Annotated in this window: 12 protein-coding genes; 2 read left to right on the top strand and 10 right to left on the bottom strand. The window is 55.9% G+C overall.

From position 1 onward, the window contains the following. Positions 1-106 precede the first annotated feature (106 nt). The gene (locus ACJ5NV_RS17620) at positions 107-493 is read right to left on the bottom strand and encodes a hypothetical protein (RefSeq protein WP_411645837.1); all 387 of its coding nucleotides are present in this window, start codon (positions 491-493) and stop codon (positions 107-109) included. Positions 494-757: 264 nt separating this feature from the next. Between ACJ5NV_RS17620 and ACJ5NV_RS17615 the strand changes: the two genes are divergently transcribed. Beyond that, positions 758-1,267, top strand: a complete 510-nt coding sequence (locus ACJ5NV_RS17615) for a GNAT family N-acetyltransferase (protein WP_411645893.1) — start codon at positions 758-760, stop codon at positions 1,265-1,267. A gap of 604 nt (positions 1,268-1,871) precedes the next feature. Here the strand turns inward: ACJ5NV_RS17615 and ACJ5NV_RS17610 are convergent. From ACJ5NV_RS17610 to ACJ5NV_RS17600, 3 genes are all read right to left on the bottom strand, one after another. Further along, complete coding sequence (locus ACJ5NV_RS17610; protein WP_411645835.1) at positions 1,872-2,276, bottom strand: hypothetical protein; 405 nt, start codon at positions 2,274-2,276, stop codon at positions 1,872-1,874. Positions 2,277-2,560: 284 nt separating this feature from the next. Next, positions 2,561-3,193 (bottom strand): tyrosine-type recombinase/integrase, encoded by a 633-nt coding sequence (locus ACJ5NV_RS17605; protein ID WP_411645834.1) that lies wholly within the window; start codon positions 3,191-3,193, stop codon positions 2,561-2,563. 141 nt (positions 3,194-3,334) lie between these two features. Continuing rightward, positions 3,335-3,805 (bottom strand): SRPBCC family protein, encoded by a 471-nt coding sequence (locus ACJ5NV_RS17600; RefSeq protein ID WP_411645833.1) that lies wholly within the window; start codon positions 3,803-3,805, stop codon positions 3,335-3,337. A 109-nt stretch (positions 3,806-3,914) separates the two neighbouring features. Between ACJ5NV_RS17600 and ACJ5NV_RS17595 the strand changes: the two genes are divergently transcribed. Further along, a complete protein-coding gene (locus tag ACJ5NV_RS17595; RefSeq protein ID WP_411645831.1) occupies positions 3,915-4,253 on the top strand; it encodes a winged helix-turn-helix transcriptional regulator in 339 nt (112 codons plus the stop codon). A 415-nt stretch (positions 4,254-4,668) separates the two neighbouring features. On the opposite strand, the gene ACJ5NV_RS17590 is transcribed toward ACJ5NV_RS17595, so the two are convergent. From ACJ5NV_RS17590 to ACJ5NV_RS17565, 6 genes are all read right to left on the bottom strand, one after another. Beyond that, on the bottom strand, positions 4,669-5,499 hold the full coding sequence (locus tag ACJ5NV_RS17590; RefSeq protein ID WP_411645829.1) for a hypothetical protein: 831 nt from the start codon (positions 5,497-5,499) through the stop codon (positions 4,669-4,671). Between the two features lie 2 nt (positions 5,500-5,501). After that, entirely contained in the window at positions 5,502-5,786 is a 285-nt protein-coding gene (locus ACJ5NV_RS17585; RefSeq protein WP_411645827.1) for a hypothetical protein, read from the bottom strand. Between the two features lie 646 nt (positions 5,787-6,432). Continuing rightward, complete coding sequence (locus tag ACJ5NV_RS17580; protein WP_411645826.1) at positions 6,433-7,119, bottom strand: IS6 family transposase; 687 nt, start codon at positions 7,117-7,119, stop codon at positions 6,433-6,435. Between the two features lie 330 nt (positions 7,120-7,449). After that, the gene (locus ACJ5NV_RS17575; RefSeq protein ID WP_411645825.1) at positions 7,450-8,052 is read right to left on the bottom strand and encodes a hypothetical protein; all 603 of its coding nucleotides are present in this window, start codon (positions 8,050-8,052) and stop codon (positions 7,450-7,452) included. Between the two features lie 114 nt (positions 8,053-8,166). Beyond that, complete coding sequence (locus ACJ5NV_RS17570) at positions 8,167-9,945, bottom strand: Hint domain-containing protein (RefSeq protein WP_411645823.1); 1,779 nt, start codon at positions 9,943-9,945, stop codon at positions 8,167-8,169. Positions 9,946-10,041: 96 nt separating this feature from the next. Beyond that, positions 10,042-20,004 carry a Tc toxin subunit A-related protein gene (locus ACJ5NV_RS17565; RefSeq protein ID WP_411645821.1) on the bottom strand — a complete coding sequence of 3,321 codons (9,963 nt, stop codon included), beginning with the start codon at positions 20,002-20,004 and terminating at the stop codon, positions 10,042-10,044. Positions 20,005-20,037 lie beyond the last annotated feature (33 nt).

Genomic DNA, 20,037 nt, shown 5'->3' with positions numbered 1-20,037 from the left:
GTCACTTGGCACATCCGAGTTTTCAAACTGGTACCAATGTCGGCTTTGTAGAAACTAACGCGCGGTTTATCCAAGGAAGGCGAATGTCGGCTCTGGGCCGAAGTCGCTAGATGAAATGCTCTTCCAGAAGAGTCGTAGTAGGTTGGTCGAGCGCGGCCACTTTGTTGTGCGCTTGCCGGTATAGCATTCGCGCTAATTCTGATACCGGTGAGCCATCCGCCACATCTCTAAAGGGCGCGATTTCGGTAAGATCAAACGGGCGCTGAACGGCTGCCTCGACGAGGATATCTACTGCCACGCGAGAGCCTATAATTTCAAGATTAGCAACGCTACCGACCGCGACGAGTCCTCGGCCTCCTTGGTGCTCAGATGTCCAAATGTAGATCCGTTCGCCAACCGCTATCTGGTTGCCGCCATACATCGTGCGCTCATCAATATGGATATTTTGCCCAACCACCATTTCGACAGGAGAAATCTTCGCAATGAAAGCCATTTCTATTCCTTAGATCAATTACCTTTCGCGACGTTATAGACATCAATACATTGGGGCAACGTGGCACTTGCTCGAATGTCCGCTTCGGGAAAGCTGAACTACCGCGTCGCGAACGCCGGTCAATGTCTGGTTTGGGCCGGGAAGCCACAGATACGCGTGATCGACCATGCGCCCGCCTCGCTGCAACGCCGCAAGTCTGCTCTGAGCCCAGACCTACAGGCGGAATCAGCTTTCGCAATCGCAGAAAGGGTGTCACACCACAGCATGGTTCTTCGCGCAGCAACTTACTCCGACGCATCAAGCATCGCAGCTATCTCTATCGAGGTATGGATTGGCACCTACCTGAAGAGGGGCGTGAGTGCGTTCTTTGCGGATTATGCGCTAGAAGAGTTCACGGTTGAGAAGACCGAGAGGCTGATTGGCGACCCCGAACAATTCATGTTGGTTTCTGAGAACGCTGACGGAATAGACGGCTTCATAAGGGTTTCTTCGAACAGCCCTGCGCCAGTAAATGGATGTTCTGACGTGGAGATTTCCACCTTTTACGTTCAGCCAAGACATCATGGAAAGGGTATCGGGAAGCGTCTCCTGACTGCGGCTCTCGACCACTGTCGCGATGCTTCTGTCGGTTCCGTGTGGTTAACAACCAATGCGGAAAATGATCCTGCGATAGCTTTCTATCTTTCGAAGGGTTTTGCACAAGTCGGTGAGACACACTTTCGAATTGATGATCAGGGCTACCTGAACAACGTCTATCGCTTTTCCTTGCTCTGAATAGACGCGGTGGAATTAACGGTGGCTTTGTCCCGCGAACTGTGAATTCGCCCATCGCTGGGTTTTGCGCTTGCAGCGAATGTCCCCTTCGATGGGCCGCACTGCGGCATGTTCGAGGGTCGGTGAATGACCAGTAAGGGCGGGAAGCCCCGCATCACCTGGTTGTCATGGGTCCGCTCCGCTGCACCGCCGCAGGTCTGCTTCGAGCCCAGAGTGATCGATGCTGCGAAATGCACAAATGTCCGCTATCACAGAGGGACGAAAACCTTCAGCTTGGAAGGCAATTAGCAGCCTGTTTTCTTGGCAAAGCCTAAAATCCGGCACGTTGGCCGACGTCACAGCTGTCATCCGGCCCTGTGTACCCTAATCAGTATTTCTATGCGGTTCAGCTCGCGCTCTCTCATGACCACCGATCCCACATTCACACTCCAATCCTGCCTCGACAGAGAAGTGTGACACTTTTACCTTGCGGTTCTGCGACATTCTTACTTCGCATGGATGCTCAAGGGTCGTTGCGACGGTCTCTGCTATCTCAGTGTCAAAAGTTCGTCCTTGAATGCCTCGGTCGGCGCTCGCCACCCAAGGCACTTTTTGGGTGTGGCGGTCAGTTGCCACTCCCGCGCTGGAACCACAAGATGATATCGCGCACGATAACCTTGCCTTCCCACGCCTTGAACACGATGCGGTTGCTCTCTCCAGCCTTGAATTTCCGCCCGTCCACGGCTTCCCACAGGCCGTAATCGGAATGGTTGTCAGTTGTCCAATTCAACGAGATAACCTGCTCGGATGACACAAAAGGGTCGGCCACCGGATTGACCCAGCCTCCAACCTTTGACGAGCGCGATTGCGGATTGATAATATAAGCGAGGACAGGTTTTCCGAAACGGACGCCAACTGTGAAATTTCTGGGCAAGTCAAAATCTATCATCACCCGGTCTGTGCCGCTCGGGTGACTGTTGAGAGTGGCGGGACCGTCTTGTAATACCATATAGTCAGTCATGGATGCCATGTCGTATTCCCTTTTTGAAAACCGTCACCCTAGAATAAGATGACGTTACGGCAGCATAGCGCCTGTTTAGACCTTCGATCAAGGTTTCCGAGGCTAGGGCCATTGTTACAAAGCGAACTTTGGGGCACTTGCAGCGAAAGACGGTTTTGTCCGCGATGCAGTTATCGAGCATGCCGAAATGCTGCGCTCGTAACGCAATGTCCGTTTTGCGGGCTGCAACTGCAGAATCCGATAAAGGCGTCGAGAGTCCGCAATGGGCCGTCTGTGAAGACGGCCCAGGGACGTTAGATTTCGATGGCTTCTGCGATGGCCAAAGCATCTTCAAGTTCGACACCAAGGTATCGGACAGTGCTATCCATCTTAGTATGACCCAACAAAAGTTGAACAGCGCGCAGGTTGCCTGTTTTTTTATAGATCTGTGTCACCTTGGTCCGGCGCATCGAATGAGTGCCATAAGCGGTTGCTTCTAGCCCTATCGACGTGACCCAATCCCGAACGATCCGCGCGTACTGACGGGTTGAGATGTGCAGACGCTCGTGGAAGCGGCCAGGCCAGAGATACTCGGACCCAACCATCAGCGGGTCTTCCATCCACTTCGCGACCGATACCCGCGTGCCTTCCGAAATCTCGAACCGCACTGGTTTCTGCGTCTTGCTTTGCAGCACCGACGCCCGCTCCTTGATTTGGCCTGACGCCATCACATCGACGACTTGCATGCGACAAAGATCACACCCGCGAAGCTTGCTATCAATCGCCATATTGAAAAGAGCAAGATCACGATGGTTCTCTGCAAGTTCTAGTCGGACCCTGATCGCCCAGACATGCTTTGGCTTCAGTGGGCGTTTCTGGCCGACAATGCGGCCTTTGTTCCAAGCAGGCCGAAGTGCGCGAATGGCAGGTAAGTTTGGTGTTTCCATGACTGATCCTCCGATCCGCCAATCCCTCCCACAACGACAACCCGACGTTGACGGGGACACTTTACCACAAGATGCTGCGCCGCCTCCGATGGCAGAAATGAGCCCTTTGGAGACGGATGCTGCGCGTTGAATGAATGTCTGCTAAGTTGAGACATATGGGCTTGGCTCTTCGCCACACAAGAACGACTTCAGACTGTTTTTGAAGAAGTGGTTCCAGCCATCAAGGCAAATCCCCCAACAATTCAGCGTCGGCGTTAGTCCATCATGTATCATCTTGATCTCGGTCTTGTATCCAACCGTTTTGAATTCCCAAATGATCTTTGTTCCCAGCCACTCTTGATCGATCTCCTTCGGTTGGCCTTCGACTTTGTGGTGCGCGTCAGTGCATATCATCTCGATGCGATTGGGACTTTCGAAAGATATGGCCTCAAACGTCCAAAACCCATAGTCGGGCGGGAACCGCGCAGTCACTATGTCACCGACCCCATTGAGGCCCCCTTCGGTGGACCGGGTCCACCACTTGTCCATCTGTGTCGCGACAGCTTGGAAACAGGCCTTCTGAGATGCAGAGACTTGGATGGCTTCTTCATAGTTTTTTGACAGTTCGATCAAGATAAGCTCCATTGAGGTAATTTGATCTAAACATACTCAACACATTCGGTTTTAAAAGTAGGCAGTATTTTGATACTTAAGTATCAAAACGATACTATTGGAGCGTCAATTGCAAGACTATACCAGTTCGAACCTTTGCCCCGCACCACTTGTCTTCGCGATGATCGGTGGAAAATGGAAGCTGTCGATACTGCAGGTACTTATCGTTGATGGGACAAAGAGGTTTGGGGAGCTTCGGAAAGCGATCCCTGCAATCACACAGACGATGCTGACAAAGCAACTACGGGATCTGGAACGCGATGGTCTCGTCAAAAGAATGATTTATGCCGAGGTCCCCCCCAAAAAAGTTGAGTACAGCGCCACCGAAGACGGCGTCGGGTTAATGCCCGCATTCAAGGAAATGCACTCATGGTGGGAAACACGAAAGCGTTCGCCAAAGGCACCATAAATGCCGCGATATCGCTGCTTAATATGGCTGGAAATTGAAGAAACCCTAAGAAAAGCAGACCTTGCCGAAGCAATCCTAAATGGCGGCTTAGTCCGCATAGCAGACCTATGGGTAGTCAAATTGCTGCACAAACGACGAATGACCGCTTTAGAGATGCCGCACCGCAGCGTTCAAACCCAGCGTGAAGGTCGGCTTTGGGCCGTGAATGACGTTACCGCATAAGCGCCGTACTTCGGATGCCGCGATGCGGAGAATGGCGGCAGAGAGCCCGAACTGACAAATGCTGCGCTAGGAATGAACGGCTGCTTTTTCTGTCCCGCAATTCTCTTGTGGCGGATTACTAACGTTTGTTGGTAATCGGCTTGTCACTGGAGCAGACTCCTTAATTTGGCGAAGACGTCATCATCGTGCAAATTTAGGGCTGATCAAGAGCTAAAAACGCACACACCTCATCAAGATTGAATGTGGCGAGGAAGGTATATTCGGCCGAAGTCCCCAAAACACTGAAACTGGATGTGACACTTGGAGAGATAGTCTCTGGCAATATGGGAAAATCACAACTGTAGTCTAGGGCTTCAAGAAATAGTTGTCTTGCAGAGGTTTCTGCAATTACCTTCAGCCGAGCGTGTAGTAAATCACTTTCTCCATCATCATCCTCCGTGACTTGAACAAGGACAATCGGCGTATCCGGATTACTTGTCGGAACAGAAAGCGGAAAAAAACCACTGGACAGCATCGAATCAACAACTGGATCGCCGAGATAACTCGAAGACAAAACAGGACTATTGATAGTCGCTTCCAATTCGGAAAAAACTGATGCTGCGGCGAGCAGAATTTCCTCATCTTCGACTACTACTCCGAACATAGTTGCCCCTTGGGAGAGACCAGGAAAAGATATATTGCTAAAAAGATCATCGATTGGCCATTTTTCTTCACCCAGAATAATGATCTTTCCGTCTTGAAAGCCCATCTCGAACGTGGATTGAGTGGGTATAACGCCACGAGCCGGACAGGCTTGTCCTGTACAAGTTACGTAATCACTGCTAAGTCGAAGCAATCCCAAAGCGGTCGAAATAACATAGGCGTCAGTTTCAAAATCGACATATTCGCCGACGATGCTGATTGTTCCGTCATTTGACATGAGCGTTATTTCTGAGTCGACCTCTTGTCCTACGACAGCAAACGGCAAGAAAAGGAATGAAAGTGCAAATGAAGATAAACGAAGAATTGGAACTAGCTCGCGCATGTTTAGGCTTTCTCTTCAATTGACCGAATGAGCACAGCAACATCAACCAAAACACGATCACGAAGAGTAGACGCCCAACCCAGAAAACCCGCAAACAGGCACAAGAGGATCGGTAGCGCTCTCATGAGCCAGTCAACTTCAGCCAAATCAGGCACGATAAGTGTTGCTGGCGAAATTGGAGATATTTGGATGTAGCGCCCGATGATTAAACCTGCTGCAGCATAGAGCATAGTTTTGCTGACGCTAACAACAACTACTTGTGTCTTAAGTGATGAAATGCTGTTCATGTAAGGTTACTACCACGCAATATAAGAAAGTATTGATCGACGTTCTGACGCTAAGTCTTGCGGAGCGTTTTTGCAATCATCAACCTGAAAGCGGTCATTCGAAAGCAGCGGACGAACGGCAACTTCGTCCGCAGAGCAGACCTCGGCAGGCGAAACGCGCTGCGCGACCAATGAATGTCCGCTTCGGGGAAGCTGCATCGCCGCATTGATCGCACCGGCCATCGGCAGGTTTGGGCCGGAAGCCCCGCATCACCTGGTTGTCATGGGTCCGCTCCGCTGCACCGCCGCAGGTCTGCTTCGAGCCCAAATTTCACGATTTCTGCAACGCGGCCAATGTCGGCTTTGTCGATACTGGCTTCGACCTTAACGCATATTGACCGACGAATATGCTCAGGAGGACAACCATCATTCCGAAGCTTTGCGAAACGCTCAGCGTTTCATTTAGAAAAACCCAACCGAGCAATGCCGCATGGCCCAGGCCGCAATGGAAAACAGAGATACGTCCGTTTCTGAACTTTGCAAAGAACTCGGCGTCAAACCCGTCACACTCTACCGATACGTCGATCCCAATGGAGATCTACGGGACTACGGGAGGTTCTGTCGCAAATTTTTCGTCAGTTTGTAGGGCGGCTTTCAGCGGACACAGTTATCCAGCGAGGGCGTCAAACTGCTTGAAAGCTGAGGTGCCTGTTTGACCGAGTTGCCCCTTGCGGATCATGTGCGCCGCCTCAATCCCAGCCAATGTTGCTGCCGCTGAATGGAACGCTTTGAAGCCTAGCATTGGCCGTGTGATCCGTTTGATGAAACGGTGGTCCTGCTCCACGAGATTATTGAGGTATTTGGATTGGACGATACCGATAACCCGACCAACGCCCGTAAACTTGAGGATGACATTAAGATTCTGCAACCCTGCTAGATTGGCGCCGCTCTTGTCGATGACAATGCGCTCCGGGATTCGGTTGATGCTAACTGCACTTTTGAAGAACCGCCGCGCTGCAGCCGTATCACGGTTCTCAGAGAGCATGAAATTAAGGGTTTGGCCATCACGGTCGACTGCACGGTACAGATAGACCCACTTGCCGCGAACCCTGATGTAGGTTTCATCCATGCGCCAGGAACAGGCCGTTGGCCTCTTCCTGACTTGCGCATTTGCGGCGATCTGCGGAGAGAATTTCACCACCCATCGGTTCAGCGTGGCATGGTCGACATCAACACCGCGTTCAGCCATGATCTCTTCAAGATCACGATAGGAAACCCCGTAGCGGACGTAGAAGAAAACCGCATATAGAACCACCGATTTTGGATAGTGGCTGCCCTTAAAATCAATCGTCATGTTTGAGCATCCGCATGCAAAATCAGAAGCACGCCGCTAACACAACATTGCCAGCCTGCCAAATGCACAGATATTTGCGACAGAACCCATGATCCGCAAGGGGCAAATCAGTCAAACAGGCACCTCAGCTTTCAAGCAGTTTGACGCCCTCGCTGAATAACTGTGTCCGCAGAAAGCCGCCCTACAAGCTGACCAAAAATTTGCGACAGAACCCAGCACGCTACTCCGCCCGCCGGTGCCCTTCAAAAAATTAGACTTTGGGGGAACGCGGGGCGCAGCCGCGGTGGCGCAATCCCGCTGGCCGTCGCCCCCGCGCTGATCCCAGATGCATCAGCGGCTGTGTTCTGACGCCCGCGGTACAAGTGGTTCGCCCCAGCGAGACACGCCAGGCGTGATCGGATGCGGCTCCGGGCAGTTCTCTTCGGGGAGCCGAATTTTCGACATGGTCACGCATCCGCAGCTGGCGCAGGTGCGTTTGCCCAACCGGTAGCCTGTCTCGTCGCGGACGCGGATTAGGCTACCCGCCGCCTTTTGCAGCAGCGACGTCGGCGCTTCGAGAAAGGGGCACGACAGGCAGGCCTGCTCGCGCTGGTCCATCTGTTCCGGCTCCACCCGTTTGAACCCGGTCCCGGCCCACCGGGCCAAGGCCGTGGCGGCCTTGCTGGCCAGGTCCATCTGACTGTACTGCCCCCCCTTTTTAGCGGCCAGCGCGGTTGGCGCGTAGGCCAAGGTGTCAGGCGCTTCAAACAGAGGTTTCAGAAAGCCCGGCGCATCCTTGCAGGTCATCAAGTTGCCTGCGAATACGTCATCGTCGAGGGCCCGCAACAAGACGCACTCCGGGACGGGTTCCTCTGCCCCAAGGATGTCGCCCAATTGCGCCCGCATCTCAAAGACGGACAGGTCGTCCGCATTCTCGGCCAGCTCAGAGATCATGTTGTTTCCTTTCAGCCGTCGCCTATAGCACGTCATGGCGAGGCGGTCTTGTGAGGTAGGATTGCCGATAGCGCCCGGGGCCGGAAGAGATCCGGCCCCAGACAGGGATCACCCTTAGGTGTGGGGCACTTTGAACGAGGCCGAACTGCGGCTTTCGACCAAGGGATGTCCATCTTTGGACAGGATATCAACGGCGTGAACCACATACCGCTTTCGCGATTTCAACTCGACGTCGATCAACACCGCGTCATGTGAATCGCTCAGCTCAACCAACGAGGCCGGCGCGAGCGGGGCGAACTCATAGTTGCCGATCATCGTGGCCGTATCGGGATCAACGGGTTCGTTGAACTGGACACGCAGCAAGCCGCTGTCTTCCACGGTGGCTTCAACCACCTCAAGCGTAGGGATCGGTGGACCGCCTGCACATTCCGGCAGCGCCTTGAGGTACAAGGACGCCTCAATCGCGGATTTCCGACACTCGATGGAAATTCCGTTGCAGGTGTCGCCGAGAATGCCCTTCGCGTGGTCTGGTTTGATGAAGTCGAACAGCGCAAAGACCTGTTCCATCGCGGGCTGCACATAGGCTTGCCCGAAGTGCCCAAACCAGATGTAGGGGAATACGGCCGGGATGACGTCGTAGTCCGCCTCTCCGTTGCACACCATGCGGTGATCGCCGTCCCTGGCGTTGCTTTGGAACTTGTTCATCTGACGACCGATGATGAAGGCCAGGCCTTCATAGCCCACTGCATTGGTTCGAATCAGACCACCATTCACCACAACCACCTTGCGACCCAGGCTGTACACGGAATAGGCGTTCGGCTCTTCGACGTGGTCATCCAGATGCACGTCGATCGACGGATAGAACCCGGCGAACAGCTTTTGCAAATAGTGGAAGATTTCCTTGCCCGCGCTGGAGTAGTTCGGCTGGCGCGGTGCATTGTCGAAGATGTCATGGGCCTGTTTCTTGGTAAAGAAGGCATGTTCGTAGTCCACCGGATGCCTGTGGAGCTTTTGCAGCATCTCGTCGCGAGCATCGAACCCTTCAGCGTTTGGCAGCTTGGCCTCAAGCGCCTTGGGGTACGCGCGATGATGATCGGACTCGAGGTGAACATGGGTCCTGTCGTAATCCTGTGTCCCAAATTCCGGCAGATCATCGTGACCGTCCACCATCAAGTGGGCTGCGGCGTTGCCCAGATCGGTGATCTGGAGGCTGTAGTCGCCGACCACCACCCCGTTCGCGATCATCAGGTGCCCTTCTACATCCGTCGTCGGCGTGCTGCTGGTCGAGATGTGGTGAAGCCCCCGCTTGTAGACGCCGGACGACAGCGACAGGATCGGGGCGAGCGAGCCATCCGCACGGGTGAGATGATCATGCTCGGGGATCAGCCTTGAGGCACGCTTGAGCCTGCCGTCCTGCACCATGAACAACTGATCGCGGGTTGTCAGCACGACTTCGGGATTCTCCGGTTCGCCGAAATGCACCTGGATCAGGTGCGCCACGGTCTGGTCGTTCGTGCCGCTGCTGAATTCGACGGGAAGCTGATCCCAGGTCGACAAATCACGATCCATTGCGACATAGACCATATCGCCCACTTTGAAATCGGCAATGATGCGGGTGTCTTCCTCGTCGAAAGCCACCTGCGTGTCGCTGGCAAAACACCCGCAACAGCAATAGCACCCCTCAGGCCCGATGACGTAGACCGGGCTTTCGGCTTCGTAGGAACAGCAATTCTGGACGTTGTTGTCGCGGCAGCCGTTCGGGTAAGGATCTTGGCAATTGCAGACCGCGTGCCAGTAGTTTTGTGAGTCCGTGCAATGTTGTTGTGTACACAAGGTCCCGCCGATTTTTTCGACGTTCTTCTGGCACCCGGGTAACCACCATGGATCAGCCATTTCTATCTCCTATTTCAGTTATGATAATGAACGTGGGCTTGGTGCCCCTTCTTGATTTTGTAATGTCTGCGCAGCACGCGCGGCTTAATGCGGGGTCTATTTGGTCCATGACAATTCCCCTTCGAAAGACAGGGCGAGCCCGATGTCGCGCAGGACCTCCGCATCGAGTTGCCCAGTGTTCGCGTCCTTCAAATCGGACGGGGTTTTCGCCAGATCGAACGTGATGGAACAGGCGCCCTCGACCTCATCCATCCGTGGCGCGGCCGGGAAGATCAGCAAGAAGTTTCCGTCTTTGTCCGGGGTCAGCGGCACGGGCTTGGACGTCCCCAAGGTCACGGTGATATAATCTTGCGACGCCGACGCGTTGGCCTGATCGGCCAGATCAAGCTTCAATAAAAGCCCGGTCGCAATGCCGTCCGATACGTTCGGCGGGACCAGATCCTCCAGCGTGAACGACAAGGTCTGTTTGGTCGTCGAGGACGGCTGCTGCATGAACTGATACCATTGCGACGAATACCGCTGAGACATCTCGAAATACGCGCTGAGCGGCTTTTTCTTCATCGCAGGCAAGGACAGCACCTTTTTCTTGAAGGCATCGCCGCCGCTGACCGCGCGGTAACTCAGATGGATCACCACATCGTTCACGGTTGCAAAATCGAAAGTGTTCGATGCGACGGGCAGTTCCAGTCGCCATGCAGACACGGCGCCGGTCCCTTCGAAGGGCAAATAGCGGTCATCCACGGACGACTGGAAATACCCAGTGTCGTTCATGCCCTGCGACAGCACAACCGATTGATTTGCCATCCAGTTGTTTCGTAACACGGTGGGCGACGGCACCTCCGCACCGTCTTCACCCAGCAGGAACGACGTTGCATCGAGATTGGGTTTCAGCACCACCTGATTGCTGAGCTGGGTCAGCGTTGCATGAAGGTTCTGATAGGGGCCTGTGACCGCCGGGATCGACACCGACACAGTCACGATCTTGCGCAGGAAGTGTCCCGGAAAATCATCGTCGAACATTTTCTCCGACAGCTCGAAGATGCATTCGCCTGTTTCGACCAGAGACATCAGAGCGACCGGATTCAATTCCCGCAGCGAGACGGTTTTCTCGATCTCAAGGGGCCGCTTGTTCTTGTCCAGATAGGATTTCTCCATCTGGTTCAGGCTGAGCATCAGGCCCTCGCCGGACAGCAACCCCTTACGGCCTGCGTCCCAGTGGTTGTTGACCAGATAGTCCGTCTGGTCGTTCATCTCGAAGCGATAGGCATTCTGCGCCGATCGGGCCATTTCCATCGCCAGACTGAAGCTTTGGAAATAGAGGGTCGACAAACTGCTCGACATCCACTGGTACAGCTCCTCGTTGGTGAATTTGTCCGACAGGAAGGCTTCCATTTCCTCGTTTTGTTCGAGCGACTTTTCGTGCATCGCCAAATCGCGTTTGGCAATGTCGACATGTGCCTGCGCCGAGGTTTTCTGATGCTCGATCTGGGCGATATCCAGAGTGGTTTGCCCAAGCTGCAGGTTCCACTCGTCCTCACGGCGCTTGTACTGTGCGAGCGTTATGCTCATCTGAGCGGCGAAGTTGGCCAGCATGCCAAGCCCCTCCAATACCGATGCGCCGGCGCCGATGGCCGCGCCCAACTGCTGACCGCCGTAGGTCATCGCGAAGGGCGAGCCCACCTGCGGCACGGCATAGGCAATCGCGGACGCGCCGCGCATTACCGAGCCAGAGACATTGAAGATCGTCCCCAGTGTCATTGAGGCGAGGTTGATCTGCTCCCCGATGCTAAGGCCGTCATCCACCTGCTGTTGGTAGTAGGTCTGGCGGCCGACGGCTGCGTCGTAGCTTAGATCAAGCGCGCTTTGCGCCTCTTCAGCTTCAAGAATTTGCTGCTCCTTGACCAGTGTGGCCATCTGTTGAAGGGCGCGTTCCTGACCGACGCGAAGTTGCGACAAGGCTTCCGCGTCTTTCTTTTCCAGCGCGGCAAGCAGGCTGCTGCCGAACTGGACAACAAGGCTGGCATAGGCCTTGGCGCGCTCGATTACGCTGCCGAAGCGGTAGAGCGGCACCCCTGCCCCACCCGATTGCAGAATGCTGATCGCACCCGATCCGGCCTGCGCTGCTGCGATCAACGCGTGTGGGTCAATGGGCGGAGCGAACAGGGCTAGGGACCGCTCTTGTCCGTGGATATTCATGCAATGCCGGATCTTGAACAATCGGTCCTCGATCTGATCCCACAGCCCCATCAACTCGCTGTTTTCGGGCACGCAGAAATAGCTGTCGATGTCATTGAACGGCACATCGGAATACTCGGCCCCGCCCGCACTGTTGAATGTCGGCGTATTCTCCAGACGGATCAGGAACTGCGGGATGCCCTGCATGAAGACCTTGTATTGCGAGGTGTCGTCCGGGATCGTGCTCCATACCGCGTCCAGGGTCGCAACCTTGGTGGCGCCGTCGTAGGCCGCGATGTAGCCGATCTGGCCCGACCCTGTGCCGGCGGTTATCTTCACGTAGTCACCGGCGTAGGCGTCGTTCACGTCCGACGCAGACGCAGCCAGGGTCAGACTGTTGGTACTGCCTGCGGCAACGTCGCCTTCGGTCACCGTGGTGTTGTTGTACTGGTCCTTGACGTTGTTATAGCTTTTGGCCGGCGGGGTCTTGATCTTGCCCACCTCGACCGGGCGCGGGCCCAGAAGATCGGCGGCCATCACGTAGATATTCGTCGCCTGATTGATCGTCTCGCGCGTGTCTTGGGTGAACAAGCGGTCGGCCCAGGCGATCAGGTTGTTGACGTAGCGGATAACGGTAGCTTTCGCGTAAGCTGACGTGCGCAGACTGGCGATGGCGTCGGGATCAAACGGTTCGTCGTTGTAGACCTGAATCTGTTGACGGTCCGTCAGAATTTCCGTCAGCGACTCGATGGTCATCGAGCGGAATGGCATGAACCGCCAGAAACGGATCGTCGGATCAGGGTCCGACGGGTCGAGGCTTTGGGTGGGGTTGAAGATGAACTCCAGCCAGGTTTTTGAGTCTTCGAAACGTTGGTTCGACGCCAGCATCTCGGCCACCAGAAGCGGCGCGTGAAAGAATATCTCCCAAAAATAGAGCCCGTAAGCCCCGTTGAAGTCGACCTTATCGGTCGCCGGGGGCACGACGCTTGCGGACGGCTTCAGGCGGCTGAACGGAAGCTCGGGCGAATTTTGCGCCTCAAGCGACAACATGGACGCAATACCACTCAGCACCAGACGTGCGTTGAGCCCCTCCGCCACCTTCGAGGTCAAACGCTCAAAGCTGTAGGTCAGCGTGCTTGGATCAATAGGACTTGCCGCATTGCTGAAATTCGAGCTTTGCAGATAAAACTGACCGTCTGGAAAGCCGCTCAGTGTGGCCGAGGCCATCAGCCCTTCGTTCATCGGGACAACCCCCTCCGCAGAGCTTCGGACGGTGAAGGCCTCGTCACCGTTGTCGAAGATCATGGAACCCGGGCGGTTCTTGATCGTGCCGGACGTTGCGGTGCCCGTGGCCACCTTGGACAGCAAGGTTGCCTCCGCGGTTGAGAAGAAGAAGGATTCTTTATTGGGGTAACTGTCGCCCAGATAATCGGTCTGGATCAGGTTGTAATGCCTTGCGGTCGCAACCTCCAATTCACCGGTCGTGTAATTCACGTTGGGGCCGAACGGCTTGTACGTATATCCCTGAACGCCATTGATCAGCGTCAGTGGCAGGTTTTCGATGATCCCCCCACTGTCGATGGATGTCGCGGGCAAATATTGCGTGCTGCCCGTCATGTTGGTCGCCGCACCTTGCACCAGAGCGTTGTAGTTCTTGTGGGTCTGATAGGCATCATTCGCAAACTGAAGCGTGGATGCAGGCTGCTTCGTCGATGGCGCTTTGATTTGCGGCATAGCCGGTCCGCCAACCTGAAAGGTGATGGGCAAGCCGAAGTTCAGGACGATGCGTCCGCCGTTTGGATAATCATCCGGCGCAGTCAAATTCTCTTCCCGGACATAGACCGGATAGAGTTTCTCCCAGAAATAATAAGTTTGCGGTTCGAATAGCGATGTCCAGCCGGGCAACGCCATGGCCACATAGGGGTCAAGTTCGTACCCCAAGGTCGAGCAGGTCACCGAATTCTCAGCCACCCGGTACGGCACCGACCAGATCTGGTCTTTGTCCATGGTCGATATGTTGATCGATACGCTGGTGGTGGTGACGTTCGTGGTTTCGGGGTTGCCCGAGGCATTCAGATCAATCTTGGTGCTTTCGACCAGTTTGGTCTCGGTCCACAGCAGGTGCAGCTTGTTGAACGCGTAGACCGGGCTGACGTAGGGCGAGGCCGCTTTCAGCGTGATCTCCTGCCAGGGCGACCAGCCTTTGAGGCCCGAATAATGCCGCCAATAGCGCGCGTTCGGGTCTGTCGGTTCATTGGCAATGTAGTACGTGGACTCGTATTTGGCGTTGCCGGTCACCGAATAGTTCGATGTCGCGTCGGGGGTTGTTTTCCACTTGGGCGAAATCGTCGCTATCCGATTGCTGCCATTGTAGTCCGTGATCCGCGCGGTTTCCCCGACGCCTGTGCCGCTTACGATGCGAATTTGCATCCCCACGTAGTAGCTGAAGATTTTCGACGCGCTGGCGGCCAGTGTGACCGTATCCTCCGTCGCGGCCATAACTGTTCCGGTGTCGTAAAGAATGCTCGTGCCGAACTGCGTCTCGTCATAGCTGTAGGTCTGGAAATTGGTCAGCTGACTGACGTTTGAGAAACCTTCGAAATAGGTCTGGAACGCCTGCGATACCGTCGCCTCTGTCACATCGTTGGACAACAGCGTTTCCGTCAGCGTTTTGAACTGCGGCGTAGCACCCTGACGCAACGATGGTGTGATGTAGTTTTCGGGGTAGAGAAAGATTTTACGGTTCGCTTCCCAGACCCGGTAGGCTGACATCCAGGCCCACCACGCTTCGGGGATCTGCGCCATGTCAGTCACACCGGGTTCCAACATCATCCGACAACGCTGCATATAAAGCTGGATCGCGCTGATGCCTTGCGCGATGTAGCTGGACTGGTCACACCCGCCGGTGTTCACATCGATCAGCAAGAACTGGAACAACTGCTCTGAGTTCTTGAGTGTGATGCCCGCGTTGTTGAGAATCCAAAGCGTGTAGCCGATTAACATATCCCGCTTGGCTTCATTGAGGCCTTCATTGATATAGCTGTAGACTTTGGTAAAGCCCGCCTCGCCGACGCTGTTCTTGACCGCTCCCAGCGTGACATCCGCCAAGGCGCTGTACTTGCGCCAGTTCTCGAGGTCGACCGTGTCATTTGACGGGTCTGCGACGGAAACCCGGCCAAGAGCCTGCATTTCAAGCAAGGTCGAGATGTTCAGCTGCGTGTTGTCGCAAAGATCGAAGGCTGCCGCCATACGGCTCAACCCGCCAACGGTGTCTGCGCGGTAATAGTCGTCACCGTTTGAGGTCGGCCAGAACTGCTCGACCAGATTTGCAATCTGATCCAGCGGCCAATGCGACACAACGGACAACGCCGCAAGCGAGCTTGCGCGCCCTTGGGCCGTGTTGGGATAGCGCAGATATTCCAGAACCGCATCCGAGTTGCCGGAGAAATCGGCGACGATCACTTTGAAAAGCGCCAATGTCTCAAGGTTTTCGAGGCGCAATTGCCCGTTCGCAGGCCAGCCAAATACATCTTCCATCTCAAAGACGGCGGCCGACTCAAGCGGGCTGTAGATCAGCGTGTCGAACAGCAAGGCATTCTGCGCCAGCGCCTTGATGAAATCAGACAGCGTCCTGGTCACTTGCCCTGCCGTCAACGGCGTCAGCAGATCCGGCAGGACATCCACTAAGCCGGACACCTGACTGGCATCCTCAATCAGCGTCGCAAGGCGGTCCTCGGATGTCGACAGGAAGTCCGCAAGACCGCGCAGGGCAAGCGCAAACTGATCGGTTTTCGCGGTTTTCAGCGCTGTTGCGGCAAAGGTGTTCTGGGCGCTGACGGCATCCAGCACCCCGCGCACCGCGCCCACCCGGTCATTGATGTCGGGTTGTTCGACGATTTCAATGGTCGTCCCGTCGTAGGCCTTGTCGCTGGTGGACGCATCGGCGGCCAGCAGGATCGAAGAGGTTGCGCCTCCGCGGGCATAGCCTTCGGTGATGATCTCCTTGACCACATACTGCGAGGTCTTGTCCGGGGCCACGTCGAAGGGTCTCTGGACCGTCGCGGTCCTGGACTTGCCATCATAGCTGTAGATGCGTCGCTTCTGACCGACCCCGGTGCCGCTTGTGATCGACAACCACAGCCCTTGCAAAGCGCTGTCCTTTTTCGGGGCTGTGGTCGCCAACTGGATCGAGCCGTTGGTGCCTGCACGCGCGGTGCCAGTGACCGTTTTGCCGATAATTTGATAGTAGGACGTCGTGTCCGGCACGGTGGCCCAGCTTGTCGCGACGATCAATTCGCGACCCTCGCCGTCATAACTTTGCGCGCTGGCCGATTGCCCGGCGCCGGTGCTTTCGAACAGGCTTTTGAGGGTGGCGTCGCTGACGCTGTTTGGTTGCAATGTGCCGGAGGCGTCGATTTCAAGCAGGCAGTTTTCGTATCTGGTGTCGTTGGAACTGGCGTTCGAATCGAGACCGATTTCATCGCCGGAAACGGATAAAACCTGCCCGTCCACACGACTGTCATAGACGGCATAGCCCACGCCCGCCTGGGGCAGGCTGTCCCACGCCGGGGCGACCTTTGCTTCACGGGTGTCGCCATCGTACTGGACGATCTCGGCGCTCAAGGCCTCACCGAGGGGACCTGGAATTCGTAAAGTCATCCCGACGTAGGCACTGTCGATGTTGGACGCACCGGCATCCAAGGTGAGCGAGGTGACACCAGCGCCTTGTGCGGTCCCGGTGTCCTTGGTGTCCAGAACGCTGTAGAGGCTGCCCGGCACCGGCTGGGTCGCGAGGCGGGCAGCCAGCGTCACCGTCCGCGACGCAGCATCATAAGACGCAATCGTTCCCTGTTGACCGCCTGCCGGGTCAAGCGTGACGACGGGGGCCTTTTGTGCTGCCAGATCGTTTAGGATCGCCGCGGATTGCTGCGGTGAAATCATCGCGTTGACGAAAGCATCCGCAGACAGCGGGAACGCAAAGCTCAGCTCGTCAAACGCGATACAGCCCTGCACGGACAGCAAGATGCTGAGAACCTGATTGCGCTTGTTCGCGGCGTTCTCATCGCCGGGGAACAGATAATCGAGCCGCTGATTCTCGGACACGGGCCGGGCCAGCTGGGCGGTTTTGTTCGTCACCTTCTCCAAGACCGGTGGGACTGCGGCCAAAAGCTGTGCGTAGACCGCCTCGGATTCTGTCTTGTCGATATCGGCTGTGAAGAAGCTGCGTTTGGTAAGCTCGTTCTTGGCCGAGGCCGTAAGAAACCGGCCCAAATTGTTCCTCATCACACCAATGTCGGTGCAGAACCCTGTCGTGCTTAGAAGCTCGTACAGAAGATCCGCGCGCTCGGTGTCGATATCCGCGCCGTCGAACGCCCCCGGAACCAACAGGTTGGGCTGCGCCGTCGTGGCAAGCGTGTTGACGAAGGGTGCCACATCCGACGGCTTGTAGGGCGGCGTGAAGTAAGGGCTGACCCTACCCAGCATGATGTATTGTGCGGTGTAGATATCGAACTTGGAGTTGACGAACCATTGCGCGGTTTCAAATTGCCGCCAGACTTCCTCGACCGCACTGGTGCCCACATCGTTCTCCGACAGCTCCAGCAGCTTGATGAAGACCAGATAGGCATCGATGCTGAGCGAGAGTGTCCGTGATATCTGGGCCACCCGAAACATCTGCGTCAAATTTGCAAGCGTCAGCGAAATGGTGGTACCCCCACTGCCAGAACCGCCCTTGATCAGGTGGCGGGCAATCAGCGTCAGATCGTCGTCGCTGACCATCAAGGCCCCCAGCAATCGGCCGCGGATATTGGCATCCGCGCCGGTTGGCACATCGTAGTCCCAAGTCAGGGGACGGCTTGGATCGAAGGGGATCGGGACGCTGCTGGTATACGGGTCCTGCCCTCGCAATAGGCTTGGACTGTTGTAAATCCTGTCGAACAGATCGGCGGGCGTTGGGCCATTGCCCTTGCCATCGGTCTTGATGTCGCTCCACAGGACGGTCAATTCGATGATGTCGGTCCCGGTGCGGGCCGTAAGTTGTTTCATCGTACTCAGCGCGATGATCAACTCTTCCGTGATCTCCTCCGCGCCGACGGATTTCATCACCCAGTCAAGCGCCTCGCTGCTCCACCCCAGAACTTGGTGCAGCCTGACAAACCGCGTGATGCGGTCCAGTCGCTTCAGCGACAGATTGGTCAGCTTCATGAAGGGTTTGGACGGGTTGGTCGCGTCCTGCACGATCTCAATCGGGTCCAGAGGCTCGCCGGTGTCATTGATAAAGAAGCCGCCCGAGACTTTGTCAGCCAGCTCCTGATCAGAAAGCCCCTGCACCAACAGATCGACCAGTCCTTGCCAGTCAAGGCCGCTGATCTCCAGAAACGTCTGAACAACCGCCATGTCCTTGAGCTTGAGGCTCGATAAGCCATAGCGGGCCGCCACGCCGGCGTTGGTGTCGGACACGGTGGTCAGCAGCTCTACCTGCTCAACACTCAGGCCGCAGGTTTCACGCTTTTGCGGGAAAATATCGTAGATTTCGTAGGCGGAGGTCGTGTCGGGAACCGTGGTCCATTTGCTGGCGGTCGTGACCGTCCGATTGCTCCCGTCATAGCTTTTGATCGCGCGGCTTTGGCCCAGACCTGTGCCCGCGACGATTTTGATGCGGTTCGACGTATAGGCGCCGTCTGTCTTCGAGGCAGATTTCGGCAGCTGTGCTGAGGCCACCGTGGCGGCCACGATATTGCCGACGTTGACGGGCCCGGACACCGCCGCATAGATCGACTGAAGGTGGCAGCCGATCTGTGCCAAATCACGGCGCGTCTCGATCAGTGGCAGGTTGGCCGGCAGATTGAACGGATAAGACGCCACCGCCATCCTTTGGTAGGCGGATGCCGTCAGGGCATATCCCCATGTATCGGTCGGGATCCGCGTCCAGGGCTGATCCAACGTCGCCACTTTGGTAGAGGCATCGTAGTCGACCACGGTGCGTGTCTGAACGACCTTGTTGGTGTCTTGCACCCACAGCAGCCTGCCGATGATATCGCGCGCCTTCGCGGGGGCGTTGCTGTCCAGCGTGGCCGTGTCTGTGGTCGCGGCGGTCAGGTCGCCCAGCTTTTGCGTATCGCGCAAAACGACTTGCTCCATCACTTGATTGGCGATGGTCAGTGTTGGAATGGGCAGATTGGTGTTCGAACAGGTGAGCTGAAGATTGAACAGGTCCGGCCGGCGCGACGACAGCAACAGGTCATCGGGGATATTGTCACTGGCCTTGGTGGTGTTTGGATCGGTGATGTAGTCATCCGCAATCCGCATCATATCAAGGAAATACGCCGCCGGTGAGAAGATCGAAGAGCAATGCTCGCACGCGCAAAAGTTCAGCCCGCCGAACAGGGACTGGTAGTTCGGCATATCGACCAGCTTTTGATATTGCGCGTCGATCTGGCCCTTCTGAATCGCCTGAAAGTGCGGCGACGCATGGGTGGTGCGGACATCCGTGACGAAGTGTTTCACGGCCGCCTTGATCGAGGTCGCGCGATCATAGATCGCCGCCGCCTCTTCCTGGGTGACCTCAAGGTGTTCGACGGCGCCCTGGACGAACCGGTGTCTCGGCACCTGCGCGACGGCATGGGCTGAGTCCAACCGGTGTTTAATAAGCTGACGTGCAACATGAGGATCGGACGTCAGGCGCGCCACACGTTGTTGGGCACTGAGAACCGCGACGGTCGCGGTGTCGTGACTGTCCGAATATTCACGCGGGCCGTCGCCCGCAGGGTCATAGAAATCGTGATTGAGCAGATCAAAATCCGGGTTCTCCTCATGAAATCGCGAGGCCGCATCATGACCTTCGCTCATCACCATTTTGTGCTCAAAGCTGAGGGGGGCTGTCATTGATTTGCTCCTTTGAAATTCATGTCGCTTTTG

The organism is Loktanella agnita, from assembly GCF_046640325.1.
Taxonomy (GTDB): Bacteria; Pseudomonadota; Alphaproteobacteria; order Rhodobacterales; family Rhodobacteraceae; genus Yoonia; species Yoonia agnita.
The sequence above is the reverse complement of the archived record's forward strand: the minus strand, read 5'-3'. Positions and strand labels throughout refer to the sequence as shown.

What these genes read in the sequence shown, in the direction of transcription:
- ACJ5NV_RS17620 (WP_411645837.1), bottom strand. Translation starts at nt 493, where the DNA reads ATGGCTTTCATTGCGAAGATTTCTCCTGTCGAAATGGTGGTTGGGCAA.
- ACJ5NV_RS17615 (WP_411645893.1), top strand. Translation starts at nt 758, where the DNA reads ATGGTTCTTCGCGCAGCAACTTACTCCGACGCATCAAGCATCGCAGCT.
- ACJ5NV_RS17610 (WP_411645835.1), bottom strand. Translation starts at nt 2,276, where the DNA reads ATGGCATCCATGACTGACTATATGGTATTACAAGACGGTCCCGCCACT.
- ACJ5NV_RS17605 (WP_411645834.1), bottom strand. Translation starts at nt 3,193, where the DNA reads ATGGAAACACCAAACTTACCTGCCATTCGCGCACTTCGGCCTGCTTGG.
- ACJ5NV_RS17590 (WP_411645829.1), bottom strand. Translation starts at nt 5,499, where the DNA reads ATGCGCGAGCTAGTTCCAATTCTTCGTTTATCTTCATTTGCACTTTCA.
- ACJ5NV_RS17585 (WP_411645827.1), bottom strand. Translation starts at nt 5,786, where the DNA reads ATGAACAGCATTTCATCACTTAAGACACAAGTAGTTGTTGTTAGCGTC.
- ACJ5NV_RS17580 (WP_411645826.1), bottom strand. Translation starts at nt 7,119, where the DNA reads ATGACGATTGATTTTAAGGGCAGCCACTATCCAAAATCGGTGGTTCTA.
- ACJ5NV_RS17575 (WP_411645825.1), bottom strand. Translation starts at nt 8,052, where the DNA reads ATGATCTCTGAGCTGGCCGAGAATGCGGACGACCTGTCCGTCTTTGAG.
- ACJ5NV_RS17570 (WP_411645823.1), bottom strand. Translation starts at nt 9,945, where the DNA reads ATGGCTGATCCATGGTGGTTACCCGGGTGCCAGAAGAACGTCGAAAAA.
- ACJ5NV_RS17565 (WP_411645821.1), bottom strand. Translation starts at nt 20,004, where the DNA reads ATGACAGCCCCCCTCAGCTTTGAGCACAAAATGGTGATGAGCGAAGGT.